The organism is Pseudomonas sp. Pseusp16, from assembly GCF_047324915.1.
Lineage (GTDB): Bacteria > Pseudomonadota > Gammaproteobacteria > Pseudomonadales > Pseudomonadaceae > Aquipseudomonas > Aquipseudomonas fluorescens_CD.
The window spans coordinates 1,456,698-1,475,272 of record NZ_CP168522.1 but is presented as its reverse complement, the minus strand read 5'-3'; the positions used below and the strand labels follow the sequence as shown (position 1 = coordinate 1,475,272).

The window sequence follows — 18,575 nt, the reverse complement described above, 5'->3', positions numbered from 1 at the left end:
ACTGTCACCGCGACTGCGATCCAGACGAGTTTCAGTGGGGGTAAGCAGACTTCCCAAGAAAGCCAATTGCCAAGGGTGCAAATCGGGACGATTGAGCTAATAGAGGCGAAAGTCCTTTGTGCCGCTTCCGTCTGGTGCGCGTTGCTATGCATGGCGCTTTAAAAAAGTGCATGTACACATCTCGACGGGAGTTTTTATGTAGAACACCGAGAGTTCTTCAGTCTGCGGTCGCTTGAACAGCCTTTCGTGCTCCTCCTCGATGTCATCAAGTGAGTCACCTTGACCGAATCACATAATAAATCCATTAAAAACAAAGCATTACCTTGTAGGCGAGTGAGTCCCCTGATCTTGGCATAGCCCCGACTTCACCTAAGCCGAATGGACGATTCGCCTCCCCTTTGTTGCCTCTACTTTCGTGCAACAACAATAAAGAGTGACTTGTGCATGACCTCTTCCATGCCCCCCGGCCAAGACCTTTGCGCCCGCGCCGGAATCAATGCCGCCGAGTTGAGCGAACTGCTCGACCAGGTCTATCGCGGCCCTCTGGAAAGCACGCCCTGGGCCAGCCTGCTGGAAGCCCTGCGCCAGCGCTTCGCCGCCAGCTTCTTCACCCTGGTGCTGCGCAACCCCGCCCATGAGCGGCCCGGGCTGATAGTCAACGCCTCGGTGCATGGTCCCCTGCTGCCGGGCGAACCCTCCTACAGCGAGCAGTACTACTCGATCTGCCCGTTCCTCAACTGGCCGGTCGAACAGGTCGCCAGCGCCGACCAGGTAATGGGCACCACCGACTGGCTGGCGCACGACTTCTATCGCAACTACCTGCAACCGCTCGACCTGCGCTATGTACTGGTGTCCAACATGCGCACCACCGCCGGTATGCACTGCGCGCTTTTCGCCTGCCGCAACCATGCCGGGAAGGATTTCGATGACAGCTTGATCGCGCTGATACACCTGCTGCTCCCGCACCTGCAGCAGGCCGTGGACCTGCATTCCGCCGTGGACCAACTCGAGTCGGAGCGCCGGCTTTACGCCACGATCATCGACCGGCTGCTGGTGGGCACGGCGATTCTCGACGAAACCGGACGAATGATGCGCTGCAACCCCGCGGCGCAACGCCTGTTCGACGCGCGTGACGGCCTGGAATGCCGGCAGGAGAAACTCTGCGCGTTCGCCAATCACGAAAGCCGTAGCCTGCAGCAAACCATCCAGAAGATGTTGCAGCTCCACCAGCACGGCCTCGATGATGAGATCGAGGTCCTGACCCTTTCGCGGCCCAGCGGGAACCTGCCGCTGAATGTCCTGCTGCGCCCCATCGCCCTCAACCACGAGTGCCAGGGCGGCGCTCAGCGGCCGGCCGTGGCGGTATTCATCCGCGACCCCGCCGATTCGCCGCAGGCTTCGCGCAAGCTGTTGCGCAGCCTGTTCCAGATGACCCGCACGGAAACCGAGGTGGCGATGCTGATAATGGACGGCCTGACGCTCGACGAAACCGCCGAGGCCCTCGGCGTCTCGCGCAACACCGTGCGCGCGCACCTGCGTGGTGTGTTCGCCAAGACGGGGGTCACGCGCCAGGCACATCTGATCAAGACCCTGCTCAACAGCGTGGCGTCACTGGCATAGCCCGGGAGTATCGCTATCGGTGCCGAAAGTGGAGCCCGCCAGCATGCCGCCGTCCACAATGAACTCCGATCCGGTGCAGTAGCTGGATTCGTCGCAGGCGAGGAACAGCACCAACCGGGCAACCTCGTCGGGCCTGCCAATGCGCGGGATTGGCAGACCGCCATAGATCGACGAGGCGTCGAAGTCGGCCAGCTCCGGAGGCCGGGCCATGGCGGTGTCAATGCCGCCCGGGTGCACCGAGTTGACCCGGATGCCATGGCGACCCAGCTCCAGCGCGGCGGCCTTGGTCATGCCGCGTACGGCGAACTTGCTGGCGACATAAGCGGTGCCACCGGCAACTCCCTCCATCCCGGCGGTCGAAGATACATTCACGATCGAGCCGCCACCGGCACGCTTCAGCGCGGGAAGCACCGACTTCATGCCCAGCCAGCAGCCCACCTGGTTGACTTCGATGACCTTGCGATAAGTGTCGAGGGAACACGCCTCCAGCGGCGACAGCACCAGAATGCCGGCATTGTTGACCAGCACGTCCAGTCTGCCGAAGCGCTCCTGCGCCGCACGCACCGCCAAGTCCCACTGTTCGGCGCAGGTGACGTCCAGCCGCTGGAACGACGCCGCCTCGCCCAGTTCGTCGGCCAGCCGCTGGCCATCCTCTTCCAGCAGGTCGGCGATCACCACGCGCGCGCCCTGCTCGACAAATAAACGCGCTTCCACCGCACCTTGTCCTCGTGCGCCGCCGGTGATCAATGCCACTTTTCCATCCAGTCGCTTCATCGTTGCGTTTCCTGTTGGGCAACCGCCCTGGGGTATCCCGACAACAGCCTGTCGGCCAGCTGATCCAGCCCGTCGTCGTCGAGGTGATTGATTCCGGCCGCGCGAGCACGTCCGCCGCCTGTCGGGAAGCCGCGACAGAATTCGTCAGCCGGGATCCCGGTTCCGGCCGGAACCCGCAAGCTGAAACTCCAGCCGCCAGCCTTGGGGCTGAGCAGCCCGATCACTCTGGACGGCTCTGCGACGGCCAACTGGTTGGCCAGTACGCCGCTGACCCGCCGCGACCAGGCTTCGGCGGGCAAGCGGTAAAGCAGTGCCCCAGGACCTTCGCGCCAGGGTTGCTGCCCCTGAGCCGCGACCATGTCTTCTGCGTAGCCGGCACGCAGCCTGATGAAGCTGGGACTGTGCAGCGCGAACTCCAGCGGATCACTGTAGGGCAACAGCTCGGCAGCCAGCGCCACGGGGTCGAAATGCAGGTCGGCCAGGCTGTCGCCATAGGCGTTGTAATTGAGCAGCAGGCCCAGTTCCTCGAGCGCAGCCACCTCACCGGCAGCCAGGCCGTGACGTTCGGCCAGGGCCCGCGCCGGGCCAGCCATGCCGTCGCCGAAGGCCGCCGCCACCGCCCAGCGGTAATGGCGGCCTTGCAGGTAGCGGTCGACCAGGATGCTGGTACAGACGTTGGCGGCGGTATCGATGTACGACTCGAACGCCGGGTGCTGCGGCACCTCGCCGGCATGATGGTGGTCGAAGTAGCGCAACCGGGCGCCCCCTTCGAGCAGCCGCTGGGTATCGTCCCGGTTCTGGCTGTGGGAGATATCCAGTACCGTGACCCTCTCGCCACGGCCGGCCAGTACGCGGCGCAGCAGGTCGATGTCGCGCTTGACCCCGCTGATCAGCCGTACACAGTCGCTCAGTTCCCCGGCCAAGCGCAGTTGCTGTAGGGCACAAAGGCCATCCGCGTCGCCGTTGAAGGCGCAATGATCGATCCAGTCTGTGGCCATGTCGGTCTCCTCTATTTACCTGTCGGCTACCTTAGGGAGTGCGCAATCTCCGGTTCTTCGTCCGACTGGACGAGGAGCGCAGTGGCAAATGCGTCGAGTATCCGGATGATCCCGCCGCACGGTGCGGCGCGGAGCCATCCCGGAGCAATCCCATGTCCGCAGAAAAGAATCTGGTCCGCTCGCTGACCGTGGAAATCGCCGCCCCCGCCGAATGGGTGTGGTCGGTGCTGGTCGATCTGGCCAGCTATCCGCAGTGGAACCCCTATACCGTCAAAGTCGAGTCGAGCCTGCGCCTCGGCGAACCGGTGAACCTGTTCCTGCCCAACCCGGCCCGGCCCGGTGAACTGCTGCATGTGGTCGAGCACCTGGCCGAGTTCGATCCGCCGCGCCTGCTCGCCTGGGAAATGCATTCCAGCGTCGACAATCCCGATGCTGCCCGCCGCGAACAGATCATCGAGAGCACGGGCCCGGCGAGTTGCCGCTATCACACCACCGATCAGTTCCTCGGCCCCACCGCCGACCAGGTAATGGAGATGCACGGCCCCTGGGTGAAGCAGGGCTTCGACGCCGTCGCGCTGGCAGTCAAGGTGCAGGCTGAGGCGTTGTTTGCGGCACGCGGTTAGGTGCATGCGATCGCGGGCCCTCCAGCGGGTCCGCGATCACACCCTTTAGCGCCAGTGGAGGTTCAGTACATGATTTCGCCGCCGTTCGCGTCGAGTTGTGCGCCATTCACCGCGCTGGCGTAGTCCGAGGCGAGAAAAAGTGCGGCGCGGGCGCATTCCTCGTCACCGGGCATGCGCCCACCCGGGATGCCGGCGCTGAACTCGGCGCGCACCTGCTCTTCGCCGACACCGCGCGCGTCAGCGGTCTGGCGTACCACTGCCTGCACCGGCTCACCCCACATCCAGCCACAGGCCACAGCGTTGACACGTATGCCGTGGACAGCCTGCTCCGTGGCGAGATAGCGCACGGACGCAGCCAATGCGCTTTTCGATGCGCAATAGGCAGCGCCACCCAAATAGGGCTTGCGAACACCAAGGGTACTGACCATGACAATGGCACCGGCCCCCTGCTCCTTCATCTGCGGCAGCACCGCACGGCTCATGTTCAGCGAGCCGATCAGATTGACCTCCAGCGCCTCGCGCAGCGGGTCGTTGTCACCCGCCTCCACGGCCTGGAATCCGCCGTGGGAAAACGCGCTGTTGATCAGCGCGTCGATACGGCCGAAGCGCTCGGCGGTGGCTTGGGCGAATTCCGCACAGGCGGCGGGTTCGGTGACGTCGGTGGGCATGCGCAGGACCTCGCAGCCAGGGGCGAAGGCACGGATGCGTTGCTCGGCCTCTACCAGCCGCGCCTCGCTGCGCGCGCAAATGGCCACGGCACGCGCACCTTCGCGGGCGGCTTCCAGGGCGAGCTTGATACCCATACCCGGTCCGATTCCGGAAACCATCACGACCTTGTCTTTGAGCAGCATGGGAAAATCCTCTTGTTGTTATCAGGGCTTGTTTTATGCAGGAGCCAGCTTGCAGGCCCCTGTAAATGACGGCGGTGGCAACGGTTATGCCTGGATATGCCGCGCGCGGTATTCGGCGTAGTCGCGCTCCAGGCGTGCAGCGTCGAGGCCGAAGAGTTCCGCGTTGTAGCTGTGCCGGGCGCGCTTCTCGCGGCCGTTGTCGGCGAGCCAGCGACGCATCGAATCGCGTACCTCGTCGCTCAGCTCCATTGCGGTGAAGCGGTAGATGCGTTCCACCACGCCAAACGGATCGGCCACCGTGTCCTCGAAACGCACGTCGAGGAAGCGCCCGGCAGGCAAACCTTCTCGCACCGTCATGGAGTGCTTCAGCGCACGGGCCATGCGGCTGTTCCACTGTTCGCCGACACGGGCCGGATCGGCGTGGTCGCTGTAGAGCTGCCAGAGGGTATGGATGAAACTCGCCAGCGAGGGGATGGTCTTGCACGGTTCGCGGTGGGTGAGGACCACCTGCGCACGGGGGAACACCTCGAACAGCAGCTCCAGGGTGTGCAGGTGCTGCGGGCTCTTGAGCAGCCAACGGCGGCCGGGGGCGATGCCGCGGCGGGCCTGCTGCCACTGGAGAAACTGCAGGGTCTTTTTCAGGTACCGGTAGACCTGGGTCTGGTCCTGGCGGTCGAGCCAGTCGGTATAGGTCGGCACGTCGACGTAGGAATCCATCGCACAGAGGAAGGAATGCTCCATCAGCATGAATTCCTCGTCCGGCTGCTCCGCGTCCAGCGGGTGGATGGCGAGCAGTTGCGGCAGGAACCCGATCATCCCGGCGACTTCGGCGCGCGCGCGCTCGATGCGCAGGCCCGGCTGTTCCACTGCCTCGCCAGGCAGCGGTGCCGGATAGCGGGTCTCCCACCACTGCGCCTTGCTGAACTGCGGGTCCACCGCCAGCGTGCGCTGCAACAGCGTGGTGCCGGTGCGCGGCAGGCCGACGATGACCAGCGGGTCGTCGATTTCCTGTTCGAGGATTTCCGGATGGCGCCTGCAGTAATCCTCGATCACCAACCGGTTGGCCAGCTGTGCCAGCAGTTTTTCGCGCAGCACGGCACGGCCCTGTCCGGACAGGCGAGCTTCATCGCGCAGCGCGTCGGCCAGCACGGCCAGGGCTTCGCGAAAATCGCCGGGGCCGAAGTCGTCGAGGCCGCCGGTACGGGCACTGGCTTCGGCCAGCAGGCTGTCAGGTGCGAATTCGTTCATCGGGTGAGTTCCTTCAGGTCGGTCAGCTTGACCACGCGGGTCGTCGGGTGCACCGGTTGCTTCGCGCCGACCCAGCGCAGGCAGAGGGTGCCGTGGGGGTGGCCGGCGGTTTCCAGCCAGTTCGGCAGGTCAGGGTCGCGGGCACTAAGCACCATTCGCACTCCGCCCCGCTCGTCGAGGCGCGCCGAGTGCTTGTTCAGACAGATGCGGTGGAAGCGGTAGTCCAGCGACTCCATCCAGTAGTTGTTGATCTGCAGGTTCCAGAAATCGCACTGCGGCACCTGATCGACCTCGATCAGAAGCGCTTCGTCGTCTGCCAGCGCCCAGTAGGAGTGGTAGTAGAAGATGTTCGGATCACCGCCCACCGCCTGGCACACCGCCTGGTCCGCCGGCGGCAGCTGATTGGCATGTTGCTGGTAGCCCTGCGCCCAGTCGGCGAACAGCCGCGCAGTGCCCTCGACAAAGCCGGCGGCGCGTTGCAGGCCCTGCTGCAGGCGCAGCGGGTCAAGCGGCTCGGGAGTCTCGCCGGCATCCAGGCGTTCAATGCGCAGCGGTGCCGGCTGTTCGCTGGCACGGTCGAGGAACGTCTGGCGAACGATCAGTGCGTTGCTCTGCGGCTCCATGCGCAGCCAGTTGCCGGAAGCCGGCGGGTGCTGACTGAGGATGATCTCGAAATTGCCGTCGGCATCCAGTTGCAGCTGTGGGGCATCGACGAAGCCAGTCTGGATCATCTTGCCGTCACTCTCGTAGCCGCCCTTCTGGGTGCCGAAGCTGAGGTAGAAGACGCTGCCACGATTGCCGCTGACGCGATAGCGGTGTTCGCCGTTGAGGCGCGCGTAGCGGTACAGGTTGTCCGGGTTGTCCGCACCGATCTTCGCCGTTTCGTGGGACGGAGTGATGAAGCCGGGGAAGTCCGGGTCGGCGAACTCCAGGTGCATCTCCAGGGCGATGCGCAGCAGTCGGGTCAGATAGCGGAAGCCTTCGGCGCGGGTCTGCGCGTCGGCCGGGGCTTCCGGGCGCAGAATCTGCTCGCCGCTGCGGCGCAGCTGTTCGCAGAAGAGGTTCCAGCTCTCGCCGCTGATCACCTCCTGTTCGATTTTTTCTGTGGCCATGTCGGTCTCCTCTGTGGGCCTGCGCAGACCTTAGAGAGAACACCGATTCCGATTCTTCGTCCGAGCGGACTAAGGTCGCCGCATCGACGCCATGCCCCGGCTCATGCGGCGGCCAGCGCATGAATCGCCCGGCAGTCTTCTCGTCCAGTCAGACGAAGAATCGGCGATGGCGCATTACCTACCGTGATGCCACGCCGGGGAGGAACCCGGCAGAACACGAGGAGGTATTCGATGTTGACTCATTTGCAATGGCTGGAAGCGGAAAGCATCCAGATCATCCGTGAGGTGGTTGCCGAGTGTGAGAACCCGGTGATGCTCTACTCCATCGGCAAGGACAGTGCGGTCATGCTGCACTTGGCGATGAAGGCCTTCGCCCCCGGAAAGCCGCCCTTTCCCCTGCTGCACGTGGACACCACCTGGAAGTTCCGCGAGATGATCGACTTCCGTGACCAGACCGTCCAACGCCTGGGCCTGGATCTGTTGGTACACGTCAATCCCGAAGGCGTGGAAAAGAACATCAACCCGTTCGATCACGGCTCGGCACTGCACACCGATGTGTGGAAAACCCAAGGCCTGAAACAGGCACTCGACCACTTTGGCTTCGATGCCGCCTTCGGTGGCGCCCGCCGCGACGAGGAGAAGTCGCGGGCCAAGGAGCGGGTGTTTTCGATCCGCTCCGAGCAACACCGCTGGGATCCCAAGCAGCAGCGCCCGGAACTCTGGCACCTGTACAACACACGCAAGCGCAAGGGCGAGAGCCTGCGGGTATTCCCGCTGTCGAACTGGACCGAGCTGGACATCTGGCAATACATCTACCTCGAACAGATTCCCATCGTGCCGCTGTATTTGGCCCAGGAGCGCCCGGTGGTGCGCCGCGACGGCACGCTGATCATGGTCGACGACGAGCGCATGCCGCTGCTGGCGGGTGAAACGCCAGAGATGCGCAAGGTGCGCTTTCGCACACTCGGCTGCTACCCGCTTACTGGCGCAATCGAAAGCGACGCCGACAGCCTGCCGGCGATCATCCGCGAGATGCTCGCGAGTCGAACCTCGGAACGCCAGGGTCGGCTGATCGACAGCGACTCGGCCGGTTCCATGGAGAAGAAGAAGCAAGAGGGGTATTTCTGATGAACGTCATTTGTGAACCGCTAACCGACGACCTGAAGCCTTATCTGGAGCAACAGCAGAACAAACAACTGCTGCGCTTTATCACCTGCGGTAGCGTCGACGACGGCAAGAGCACGCTGATCGGCCGCCTGCTCTATGAATCCAAGGTGTTGTTCGAGGACCAGCTTGGCCAGCTCGAAGCTGACTCGAAGAAGCTCGGCACACAGGGCGACGAACTCGACTTCGCCCTGCTGGTGGACGGCCTCGCCGCCGAACGCGAACAGGGCATCACCATCGACGTGGCCTACCGTTTCTTCGCCACCGATAAGCGCAAGTTCATCGTCGCCGACACCCCCGGCCATGAGCAGTACACCCGCAACATGGTGACCGGCGCCTCCACCGCCGACCTTGCGGTGATCCTCATCGATGCGCGCCAAGGCATGCTGGTGCAGACCCGCCGGCACAGCTACCTGGTGTCCCTGCTGGGCATCCGCAAGGTGGTGCTGGCGGTGAACAAGCTCGACCTGATGCACTACTCGCAGGAAGTCTTCGAGCGCATCGAGGCCGACTATCGCGCTTTCGCCGAACAGATCGGCCTCACCGACATCCAGTGCATCCCGTTGTCTGCCCTGCGCGGCGACAACATGCTCGAAGCCAGCCCGAATACCCCGTGGTACAAGGGACCGACCCTGCTGCAGTACCTGGAAAACGTACCACTGCAAGCTTCGCAACAGAGCAAGGCGGCGTTCCGCCTGCCGGTGCAATGGGTCAACCGGCCGAACCTCGACTTCCGCGGCTACAGCGGCAACATCGCTGCCGGCAGCGTTCGTGTAGGCGAGCGCATCCGCGTGCTGCCGTCCGGCCAGCAGAGCGTCGTGACCGGCATCCTCGGCGCCGGCGGCGAGCAGGAACAAGCCTCCTGCGGCCAGGCGGTGACCTTGACCCTGGAAGACGAGATCGACATCAGCCGCGGCGACCTGATCGCCCTCGCCGACGCACCACCAGCGGTGGCCGACCAATTCGAGGCGACCCTGGTGTGGATGGACGAGGAAGCCATGCTCCCCGGCCGCCCGTACCTGATGAAGATCGGCAGCCGTACGGTTGGCATGAGCTGCGCCAACCTCAAGCATCGGGTCGACGTCAACAGCCTCGAGCACCTGGCGGCGCGCACCCTGGACCTGAATGAAATCGGCGTGTGCAACCTCAACCTGGACCGCTCCATCGCCTTCGATGCCTATGCGGATAACCGCGACACCGGTGGCTTCATCATCATCGACCGGCTGAACAACCGTACGGTAGGCGCCGGCATGTTGCACTTCGCCCTGCGCCGTGCGCAGAACGTGCACTGGCAGGCCATCGATGTGAACCGCGAGGCGCACGCCGCACTCAAGGGCCAGACACCCCGTGTGCTTTGGTTCACCGGGCTGTCCGGAGCCGGCAAGTCGACCATCGCCAACCTGGTGGAACGCAAGCTGCACACCCTTGGCCGGCACACCTACCTGCTCGACGGCGACAACGTGCGCCACGGCCTGAACCGCGACCTGGGCTTCACCGAGGCCGACCGGGTGGAAAATATCCGCCGCGTCGCCGAGGTCGCGAAGCTGATGCTGGATGCAGGGCTTGTCACCCTCGTCTCGTTTATCTCGCCATTCCGCGCCGAGCGCGACATGGCACGCGGCTTGGCCGGAGAAGACAACTTTCTGGAGATCTTCATCGACGCGCCGCTGGCGGTGGCCGAACAGCGCGATCCGAAGGGCCTCTACCAGAAGGCCCGGCGCGGCGAGCTGAAGAATTTCACCGGCATCGACTCACCCTACGAGCCACCGGTGGCGCCGGACATCCATATCGACACACAGCGCGAGTCGCCGGAAGCAGCGGCCGAGCGGATCGTCGAGCGGCTGCTCGGCATGTAACCGGTAGATCTGCTGAAACCAGCTTGCCGGCGGTTGCCATACATCGACTTCCGGCAAGCAGGCCCCACCCTTTTCCTCCCCAGGGTGATGTGAAGGGGGCAATAGAGCGCTCGATCGAGCGCCCTGCTCAACGAATCAGCCGTGGGTTACTTGGCGCCATAGACGTCAAAATCGAAGTACTTGTTGTTGATCCGTGCGTAGGTCCCGTTGGCGAGAATGGTTGCCAGGGCTTTGTTCAAGTCTTCGCGCAAGGCGACATCGTTCTTGCGCAGACCGAGGCCATCACCCACGCCGAAGAAGCCCGGATCATCCAGGGTGGCACCGGCAAACTCATAGTCTTGGCCCACCGCTGTTTTCAAGAAGCCGTAGCTGGCTTGAATGGAACCCTGCAACGAAGCATCCAGTCGCCCCACTACCAGATCGGCGTACACCTGATCCTGATTTTGATAGGAAAGAACGTCTACACCTTTGGAACCCCATACCGCTTTGGCGTAGGACTCCTGGGTCGAGCCCTGCTCCACACCAATGCGCTTGCCCTTGAGCGATTCGAGGGTCGGCTGTAATCCCGATCCGCGTTTAGCCACTAACCGTGCCGGTGCATTGGACACCTTGTCGGTGAATGCAATCTGCTCCAGACGTTTGGGGGTGATGGTCATTGAAGACGCCACCGCATCGAACTTGCGCGCCAGCAGCGCCGGGATCATCCCGTCCCAGCTGCTTTCCACCCAGACGCATCGCGCTTTCAGTTCGGCGCAGAGCGCCTCGGCGATGTCGACCCCGAAGCCGGTCAGCGTGCCATCCTGATTCTTGTATTCCAGTGGTGGGTACGTCGGGTCCACCCCCAGCTTCAACACTTTGCCAGACCAGTCAGCTGCACCGGCCAGGCTCGATGCTGTCAGGAACACCAGGGAAACGGCTGCAATCATCTTGTTCATTTTTATTCCTCTTCAGGCCGCAGATTTTTTACCAGAATGACGCGCAAAATAGCGCCGTATCAACACAGAAAACGCTCGACCAACTTGACCCAGTAGCTCGCGCCCACCGGCAGGCAGCCATCGTTGAAGTCGTAGCCGGGATTGTGCAACAGGCACCCGCCCTCTCCCTCACCGTTGCCGATCACCAGATAACTGCCGGGGCATTTTTCCAGGACAAAGGCAAAGTCCTCACTGGCCGTGAACGGCCGCAAGTCATCAATCAGGTGCTCCTCCCCCAGCCAGTCACGGGCGACTTCACGGGCAAATGCAGTGTGTTCGGGATCGTTGATCAACACCGGATGGCAATGCTGATAATCGATGTGGGCCTGGGCACCAAAACTCGCGGCCTGGCCCTTGACCAGCTCAGTGATTCGAACCTCCAGCAAGTGGCGAATCTCGGGGGTCAGGGCGCGCACGCTCAGGCTCATGTCGGCACAGGACGGGATGACATTCGAGGCGCTTCCGGCATGCAGGGAGCCCACCGTGATAATTGCCATCTCCTGCGGATTGACATTGCGCGAAACGATGCTTTGCAGGGCCATCACGATCGAGGCACAAACCACCACGGGGTCGACGGCTTTGTGCGGCACCGCACCATGACCACCATTGCCGATGATTCTGATGTTCACCGTGTCGGCAGACGCCATGAACGGCCCGCTGTAAAAGCCCAAATGCCCGACGGGATAGCCCGGCACGTTATGCATGGCGAAGATCGCGTCACACGGGAACCGTTCGAGCAACCCTTCCTCGAGCATTTTCCTGGCACCGCCCAGCCCTTCTTCCGCCGGTTGGAAAATCAGGTGCAGCGTGCCCTTGAACGCCCGTGTCCGGGCCAGATACTGACCTGCTGCCAGCAGGATTGCCGTATGACCGTCGTGACCGCAGGCATGCATGACACCGTCGATCCCGCTGGCATAGGGCAAGCCGGTGGCTTCCTGTATCGGCAACGCATCCATGTCGGCGCGCAAACCGATGGATCGCCCCTCGCCATTTTTCAGGGTGGCAACGACCCCGGTCTTGCCCACGCCGGTGCTGACCTCATAACCCCATCGGGTCAAACACTGCGCAACCCGCTCGCTGGTGGCGAACTCTTCAAAACCCAGTTCAGGGTGCGCGTGAATGCTGTGACGTATCGCGATCATTTCATCTTGCATCGCGGCAATACCAGGCAGGACCAGGCCGGCATTCATGGGTGTTCTCCTTGGACAGGGTCTGAGCAGCAGCGAAAGCGCTGTTGGGGTCGATCTTAAGGAACAGGCGCTGGGCTGGGGAGGCGCAGTTTGGTTATGATGACAACCAATGGTTGTCGCAAAGGTGGTCAGATGAAACTGCATCAATTACAGGCGCTGATTGCCAGCGCCGAAACCGGCAGCATCCGCGCAGCCGCGCGCTCGCTGGAGATTTCCCAGGCTGCCGTGACCAAAGCGTTGCGCGAACTGGAAACCAGTCAACAGCTGCCGTTGTTCACCCGAACCCCCAACGGCCTGCACTTCACCGAATACGGAAAAGTCCTGCTGACCCACGCGCGGCTGGTGATCAAGCAGCTCGAACATGCGCAGACCGAGCTCGACCATATGCGTGGCAAGGCCCAGGGACGGCTCTGCGTCGGGATCACCCCATGGATCGCCCTGACCTTCCTGCCCGAAGTGGTGTTGGCTTTTCGCGAGCGCATGCCGCAAATCAAGCTGGAGCTGTTTGAAAGCCTGATGGCCGTTGCCCAGCCGCTGCTGCGCGACGGCAGCATGGATTTCGCGATCGGCCAGCTGCATCCAGCACAATCGACCCAGGAATTCGCTTGCGAAACCCTGCTCGATTACCAGACTTCGGTGCTGGTCCGCGAGGGTCACGCCCGACAGCACGCACGATCGATCCACGAGTTACTGGAGGAAAACTGGACCCTGAACTACGCGCCGGACGGGCACGATGGGCTGATGCAGGAACTGTTCTGGAAACACGGCGCGCAAATTGATGAGAACCGAATCGTGCGCGCCCATTCGCTGGCCATTTTGCAGATGATGGTCGAGCGGGCCGACATGTGCACCTGGGGGCCTTCCATTGTGAGCACAGCCCCGCCATTCCTGGGGCGCGTGGTGTCCCTGGGGCTGACCGAGCAATTCGAGCCCCGACAACTGAGCATCGTCACCCGACGCAACGGGTCGTTGAGCAACCCGGCACTCTGCTTTACCGATTGCCTGTTGCAGGTCATTCGGCGTCATGCCCGTTCGGCCAGAAAGGAAGATCGGCAACTCTTCGAAACGTTGCGTCTGCGGATGTAAGGCACAGGACGCGCCGTCAAGGCTTGACAGTGGTAAAACCGCAGTCGATGAATGGAGGTTTGATTCCCCGCTTCACCAAACGCAGCTCAACCGTTGAAGTTAAAGCCAGACTGCTTTCAGCTGATAGCGGCCTGTCATGAAGCGCCGTTGACAATAGCAGCCATTTAACATTGTCCGTCTGCTAAATCGGCCCCGGGTTTCCTATCGACCCTGTTCTGCCATGCGCCTCCCGCCCCAGTGGCAAAACGTCAGCCTGGGACTTCAATCCCGCTGGGTGGCATCCGGACGAATGTACCCCCGTATGTGGGGAATCTCATTTTTTGGGGGTGGATTCAGGGACAGTTTTCGTCTGAAAGAAGTAGCCTGGAACGCAGCATTACAGGCCCAAGGCTTGCACCCAAGTGCCCTTCACTCAAATGGCTTAATTATTGCCTCACTACTCATACGAGCTCATGAATTTCGCAGCTCTCAACTTACCAGGCACCAATATAAAAACAACGATTATGGGAGTTTGGTGTCATGTGGACTCACCCTCTGATGCTCGCGGTTGCCTACCTGACTATCACCCTCAGTGCCGGCTGGTTGATTACCATTGTTATCCTATACCTGCTTTGATTCAGTGAGTGATGATGGTTTCCAGATCCCGGGCCGGTGTCGTTTGTCTACCAACCTCTGCCGCAGCCACGTTCAGAACTTTCACAGCATCCATGGAATAATTCGAGGCGGACCTGCAGGAGCAACATGTCGCCATGACCTCACGGGCGTCCGGATGGTGGCCCGGTCGATTATTTTGAGCTGGGCGAGCTATTCCAAATGTACCGACCACTCTAATCAACCAGCCCTCCCCCTATTCACAACGATCTTCTCCTCCCCCACTGCCATCGTCAGCCGCGATGGCAGGCTCGTGAATGGCTGATGTACGAACGGCTTTTACCTCTCCTAACATCGGTCGCACATGACCACTTGGGTGCCTGTCACCATTCGGCACACGAGCTCCAAGAATAAAAACGCAAACCTGCGAGGTTGAACCATGAAAACCCTGGCTGCCAGTTCCACGGCGCAAGCTCCTGTCGTCGACAGAGTCGGTCAACTGACCGCCAACCAGCGTTACGTGACGCTGGGAGGCTCCTGGGCCGCCTGGCTGTTTGATGCGCTGGATGCCACCGTATTCGGTTTTGTCCTGCTGGCGGTTGCCAAGACCTTCGCCCTCGGCCTGGGCGACGTGGTCTCCACGGTTGCCTGGTTTCTGCTGGCCACCGGTATCGGTGGTTTCTTCCTCGGCAATATTTCCGACAAGATCGGCCGCAAGAAAACCATGATGCTGTCGGTATTCGTCTATGGCACCGGCACCTTGCTCTGTGCTTTTGCCGACAGCCTGTGGCAGCTCAATGTGTTCCGCTTCTGTGTCGGTATCGCCGTCGGTGGCTTGTGGTCCGCCGCGGCGGCGCTGGTGTCCGAGATCTGGCCGGCGGCCGGTCGCGCCAAGGCCTTTGCGGTGATGCAGACCGGCTGGTCGGGTGGTGGTCTGCTGGCAGCGATTTTCGCCTGGACGTTCCTTGATGGCGGCAACCCTGAATCCTGGCGCAGCTTGTTCATCTACGCCTCGATCCCGGCCTATTTCACCCTGGTGTTCATCGGGCTGTTCGTCAAGGAGTCGCCGGTGTGGCTGGCCAACCGCGAGTTCATGCGCCTTAACACCGACAAGGGCCGGCTGATGGAAATCTTCCGTCCGCAGTATCTGAAAGTGACCCTGCTGGGCCTGAGCATTTCGGTCCTGGGCATGTACGGCTACTGGATCATCACCACGTTCATGCCGGCTTACCTGCAGAGCATTCTGAACGTGCGCATCGATCAGGCCCCGGTGTTTGTCATCTGGATCGGCATCGGCGCCACCATCGGTTACCTGGCCTACGGCTACCTGGCGGAAAGCATCGGTCGTCGCTTGTCGTTCGCGGTGTTTTTTGGCGGCATGGCGATCATGGTGCCGGTATTTGCCTACTCGGCGACCTTGATGCCATTGACGGACGGCAAACTGCTGTTCACCACCCAGAACGTCATCGCCCTCGGTTCGCTGGCGGCACTGCTGGGCTTCTTCACCGGTTATTTCAGCGGGTTCGGCGCCTGGTACTCGGAGTTGTTCCCGACCAGCATTCGTTCAACCGCCTCGGGTTTCTGTTTCAACTTCGGCCGGGTCGGCGCCATCGCCGGCATCAAGCTGGTCCCGGTACTGATCCCGCTCATCGGCTTTACCGCCACCATTTCCCTTGCCTCCGTTTCCTACGTCATCGCCGCCGTCATGGTGTTCACGCTGCAGGAAACCAAAGGCGTTCAACTCACCAGCGGCAACTGACCCGACCGTTCAAAGGAAAAAAACCATGAAAAATTTTCGCATCGGCCAAATCGTCCCCAGCTCCAACACGACGATGGAAACCGAAATCCCGGCCATGCTGACGTCGCGCTACGAACTGTTTCCCGAAGAGCACTTTACCTTTCACTCATCACGCATGCGCATGATGCACGTCAGCCCCGAAGAGCTGAAGAAGATGGACATCGACAGCGACCGTTGCGCGCTGGAGCTGAGCGATGCGCGAGTGGATGTCATGGCCTATGCCTGCCTGGTGGCGATCATGTGCCAAGGCGCGGGCTATCACAAAGTCTCGCAGGAGCGCCTGAGTAAAACCGTGGCCTCCAATCAATCGACCGCCCCGGTACTCAGCTCCGCCGGTGCGTTGATCGATAGCCTGCAGATGCTCGACTACAAGAAAGTCTCGATCATCACGCCGTACATGAAGCCGCTGACCCAACAGGTCATCGACTACATCGAAGCGGCCGGCATCGAAGTGGTCGACTCCATCAGCCTGGAGGTTTGCGACAACCTCGAAGTCGGGCGTCTGGACCCGATGAATCTGCTGGCCCACGCCGACCGGCTGAGCATCGGCCAGGCCGATGGCGTGGTGTTGTCCTGCTGCGTGCAAATGCCGTCGCTACCGGCGATCCAGCTTGTCCAGGATCGCCTCGACAAACCGGTGCTGTCGGCATCGGTCGCCACCGTTTACCAGATGTTGAAAACCCTTGGCCTCAAGGCGCAAGTACCCAACGCCGGCCATCTGTTGTCCGGGGCGTTTTGAGCCGATGCCCAAGGAGGTACTATGCTGGCCATTCAGGCCTAACCGGTACCTCCCATGAAACTCGATCCGGTCTCGTTGCGACTGTTTGTCAGCGTCGTTGAAGAAGGCACCATTGCTGCCGCCGCCAAACGCGAACACATCGCCGCGGCGGCGGTCAGCAAACGGCTCAGCGAGCTGGAAGAACTGCTCGACTCGAAACTGCTCAACCGCACCAACAAAGGCATCACCCCGACCGACGCCGGTCTGTCGCTGCTGTTCATGGCTCGCAGTGCATTGAACAACCTCAATGAAATCGTCGTGCAGATGCGTGACTACTCCCATGGCCGCCGTGGCTCGGTGCATGTCCTGGCCAATATTTCCGCCATCACCCAATTCCTCCCGGGCCTGATCAAGTCGTTCATGGAACTGTACCCACTGATCAACATCAGCCTCGAAGAAAGGCAAAGCCTGGCCATCACCAAGGCGGTGTCGGAAAATCGCACCGACATTGGCATCTTCACCCGTCTTCCGCACGGTGCCGATATCGAGGTTTTCCCGTTTCGTACCGATCGCCTGGTGTTGCTTGTGCCCCTTGGGCATCCGCTGGCGACACGCCGCTCGGTCAAATTCAGCGAAACCCTGGATCACGAATACATTGCATTGCGCAGTGGCACTCATCTCAACTTTCAGTTGATCAAGGCAGCCAACGACCTGGGGCGTTCGCTGAAAATCCGCATGGAAGTCTCCAGCTACGACGCGCTATGCCTGATGGTTCAGGCCGGCCTGGGCATTGGCATCATGCCCGAGGGGAGCGCGGCGATTTACAAAATGGACGGTGCGAAGGCAATCAGGCTGGATGAGCCGTGGGCCTCCCGCGAACTCAGCGTGTGCGTAAGGTCGCGAGAGGCGTTGTCGGTCGCGGCGGGATTGTTCCTGGAGCACTTGCTCGAAAGGGCGTAAGCGATATCAGGCTCAATCCGCGACGGCGTGCGCCGGTCGCTGCCGGCGTGAGCAATCAGATGCGCAAGTGCGCACTCATGTAGTCAATGAAAACTCGCAACTTGGGCGAGGCATATCGGCTGGCTGGCCACAGCATCCAGAAGACGACCTGGCGGTCAATGTAATCGTCCAGCACGGTGACCAGCTGGCCGCTTTCCAGCGCGTCGCGCACCAGGAAGGTTGGTAGAAAGGCGATGCCCCTGCCACGGACTGCGGCATAGGCAAGAGGTTCGATCGTGTTCGAAGTCATCGTGGCGGGCAGCACCAATTCCGCCTCGGAGGCTTCGAGCCGCAGAGGCCAACGCTCCAGCTTTCCCGTTGCGGGGAATTTGTGCTGCAGGCATGCATGGCGCTCCAGTTCACGCGGATAAGCGGGTACACCATGCCGCTTGAGGTAAGTCGGCGACGCCACCAGCACATGTGCGCAGGAACCGAGACGGCGCGCAGTCAAGCGAGAATCGGTTTGCTCGCCGGTCCGAATCACCGCGTCGAACCCCTCCTCGATCACATCGACCATGCGGTCGCAAAAATCGATATCCAGTTCGACTTCCGGATACCGCTCCATGAACCCTTCAAAGGCCGGCATCATCAGGTCGCCCAGTAGCGGCGAGCCCACCCGAAGCCGCCCACGTGGACTGCCAGCCAGGCCTGACAGCTCGGTCTCGGCAGCGGTGACCTCACTGAGGATACGGCGGCATCGCTCAAGGAACAGGGTCCCCTCGGCCGTCAGCGTGATACTGCGTGTGCTGCGATGAAACAGCCTTACATGCAAGCGCTCCTCCATCCGGGCGATGGTTTTGCCCACGGTCGAGGACGACACCCCCAACTGGCGGGCGGACTCGCTAAAGCTGCGCGTTTCGGCAACCTGCACGAACATCGAGATGCCACTCAGATTTTCCATCACTTTTCTGCTTGCTCCGGCAGAGCCCCACCGACAGGGCGGGATTACGGAAAAACCATCCGAAATGTTCGG

16 protein-coding genes are annotated in these 18,575 nt (G+C 61.8%); 8 read left to right on the top strand and 8 right to left on the bottom strand.

All coding sequences use genetic code 11. The features are described 5' to 3' along the window. Positions 1-444: 444 nt before the first annotated feature. Positions 445-1,620: a LuxR C-terminal-related transcriptional regulator gene (locus tag ACEN8Q_RS06395; RefSeq protein ID WP_413704756.1), complete on the top strand. Its 1,176-nt coding sequence runs from the start codon at positions 445-447 to the stop codon at positions 1,618-1,620. Here the strand turns inward: ACEN8Q_RS06395 and ACEN8Q_RS06390 are convergent. Together ACEN8Q_RS06390 and ACEN8Q_RS06385 are read right to left on the bottom strand one after the other, a co-directional pair. Then, positions 1,609-2,394: a glucose 1-dehydrogenase gene (locus ACEN8Q_RS06390; protein WP_413704755.1), complete on the bottom strand. Its 786-nt coding sequence runs from the start codon at positions 2,392-2,394 to the stop codon at positions 1,609-1,611. The two genes, ACEN8Q_RS06395 and ACEN8Q_RS06390, sit on opposite strands and share 12 nt — an antisense overlap. After that, positions 2,391-3,392, bottom strand: coding sequence for an acetyltransferase (locus tag ACEN8Q_RS06385; protein ID WP_413704754.1), 1,002 nt, complete (start codon positions 3,390-3,392; stop codon positions 2,391-2,393). Before ACEN8Q_RS06385 ends, ACEN8Q_RS06390 begins: the two co-directional genes overlap by 4 nt. A gap of 152 nt (positions 3,393-3,544) precedes the next feature. Here ACEN8Q_RS06385 and ACEN8Q_RS06380 point away from each other — a divergent pair, with 152 nt between their 5' ends. After that, on the top strand, positions 3,545-4,015 hold the full coding sequence (locus ACEN8Q_RS06380; RefSeq protein WP_413704753.1) for an SRPBCC domain-containing protein: 471 nt from the start codon (positions 3,545-3,547) through the stop codon (positions 4,013-4,015). Positions 4,016-4,077: 62 nt separating this feature from the next. Here ACEN8Q_RS06380 and ACEN8Q_RS06375 read toward each other — a convergent pair whose 3' ends face one another. The 3 genes from ACEN8Q_RS06375 to ACEN8Q_RS06365 all read right to left on the bottom strand — a co-directional run bounded on the left by ACEN8Q_RS06375 (position 4,078) and on the right by ACEN8Q_RS06365 (position 7,226). Beyond that, a complete protein-coding gene (locus tag ACEN8Q_RS06375; RefSeq protein WP_413425935.1) occupies positions 4,078-4,866 on the bottom strand; it encodes an SDR family oxidoreductase in 789 nt (262 codons plus the stop codon). Positions 4,867-4,950: 84 nt separating this feature from the next. Then, positions 4,951-6,114, bottom strand: coding sequence for a sulfotransferase family protein (locus ACEN8Q_RS06370; RefSeq protein ID WP_413425933.1), 1,164 nt, complete (start codon positions 6,112-6,114; stop codon positions 4,951-4,953). Continuing rightward, a complete protein-coding gene (locus ACEN8Q_RS06365) occupies positions 6,111-7,226 on the bottom strand; it encodes a DUF1214 domain-containing protein (RefSeq protein ID WP_413425931.1) in 1,116 nt (371 codons plus the stop codon). Before ACEN8Q_RS06365 ends, ACEN8Q_RS06370 begins: the two co-directional genes overlap by 4 nt. A gap of 186 nt (positions 7,227-7,412) precedes the next feature. Here ACEN8Q_RS06365 and cysD point away from each other — a divergent pair, with 186 nt between their 5' ends. Together cysD and cysN are read left to right on the top strand one after the other, a co-directional pair. Next, positions 7,413-8,354 carry a sulfate adenylyltransferase subunit CysD gene (gene cysD, locus ACEN8Q_RS06360; protein WP_413705471.1) on the top strand — a complete coding sequence of 314 codons (942 nt, stop codon included), beginning with the start codon at positions 7,413-7,415 and terminating at the stop codon, positions 8,352-8,354. Next, complete coding sequence (gene cysN / locus ACEN8Q_RS06355; protein ID WP_413704752.1) at positions 8,354-10,246, top strand: sulfate adenylyltransferase subunit CysN; 1,893 nt, start codon at positions 8,354-8,356, stop codon at positions 10,244-10,246. The genes cysD and cysN overlap by 1 nt, the downstream gene beginning before the upstream one ends. A 146-nt stretch (positions 10,247-10,392) precedes the next feature. Here the strand turns inward: cysN and ACEN8Q_RS06350 are convergent, their stop codons facing one another. Beyond that, the gene (locus ACEN8Q_RS06350; RefSeq protein ID WP_413425927.1) at positions 10,393-11,181 is read right to left on the bottom strand and encodes an ABC transporter substrate-binding protein; all 789 of its coding nucleotides are present in this window, start codon (positions 11,179-11,181) and stop codon (positions 10,393-10,395) included. 59 nt (positions 11,182-11,240) lie between these two features. Beyond that, the gene (locus ACEN8Q_RS06345; RefSeq protein WP_413425925.1) at positions 11,241-12,410 is read right to left on the bottom strand and encodes a M20 aminoacylase family protein; all 1,170 of its coding nucleotides are present in this window, start codon (positions 12,408-12,410) and stop codon (positions 11,241-11,243) included. A 132-nt stretch (positions 12,411-12,542) separates the two neighbouring features. Here ACEN8Q_RS06345 and ACEN8Q_RS06340 point away from each other — a divergent pair, with 132 nt between their 5' ends. From ACEN8Q_RS06340 to ACEN8Q_RS06325, 4 genes are all read left to right on the top strand, one after another. Continuing rightward, positions 12,543-13,496: a LysR substrate-binding domain-containing protein gene (locus tag ACEN8Q_RS06340; protein WP_413425923.1), complete on the top strand. Its 954-nt coding sequence runs from the start codon at positions 12,543-12,545 to the stop codon at positions 13,494-13,496. A 1,030-nt stretch (positions 13,497-14,526) separates the two neighbouring features. Beyond that, positions 14,527-15,846, top strand: coding sequence for an MFS transporter (locus ACEN8Q_RS06335; RefSeq protein WP_413704751.1), 1,320 nt, complete (start codon positions 14,527-14,529; stop codon positions 15,844-15,846). 25 nt (positions 15,847-15,871) lie between these two features. After that, a complete protein-coding gene (locus ACEN8Q_RS06330; protein ID WP_413425919.1) occupies positions 15,872-16,624 on the top strand; it encodes an Asp/Glu racemase in 753 nt (250 codons plus the stop codon). 54 nt (positions 16,625-16,678) lie between these two features. Continuing rightward, positions 16,679-17,563, top strand: a complete 885-nt coding sequence (locus tag ACEN8Q_RS06325; protein WP_413425917.1) for a LysR family transcriptional regulator — start codon at positions 16,679-16,681, stop codon at positions 17,561-17,563. A 55-nt stretch (positions 17,564-17,618) separates the two neighbouring features. Here ACEN8Q_RS06325 and ACEN8Q_RS06320 read toward each other — a convergent pair whose 3' ends face one another. Next, the gene (locus ACEN8Q_RS06320) at positions 17,619-18,503 is read right to left on the bottom strand and encodes a LysR family transcriptional regulator (protein WP_413425915.1); all 885 of its coding nucleotides are present in this window, start codon (positions 18,501-18,503) and stop codon (positions 17,619-17,621) included. Positions 18,504-18,575 lie beyond the last annotated feature (72 nt).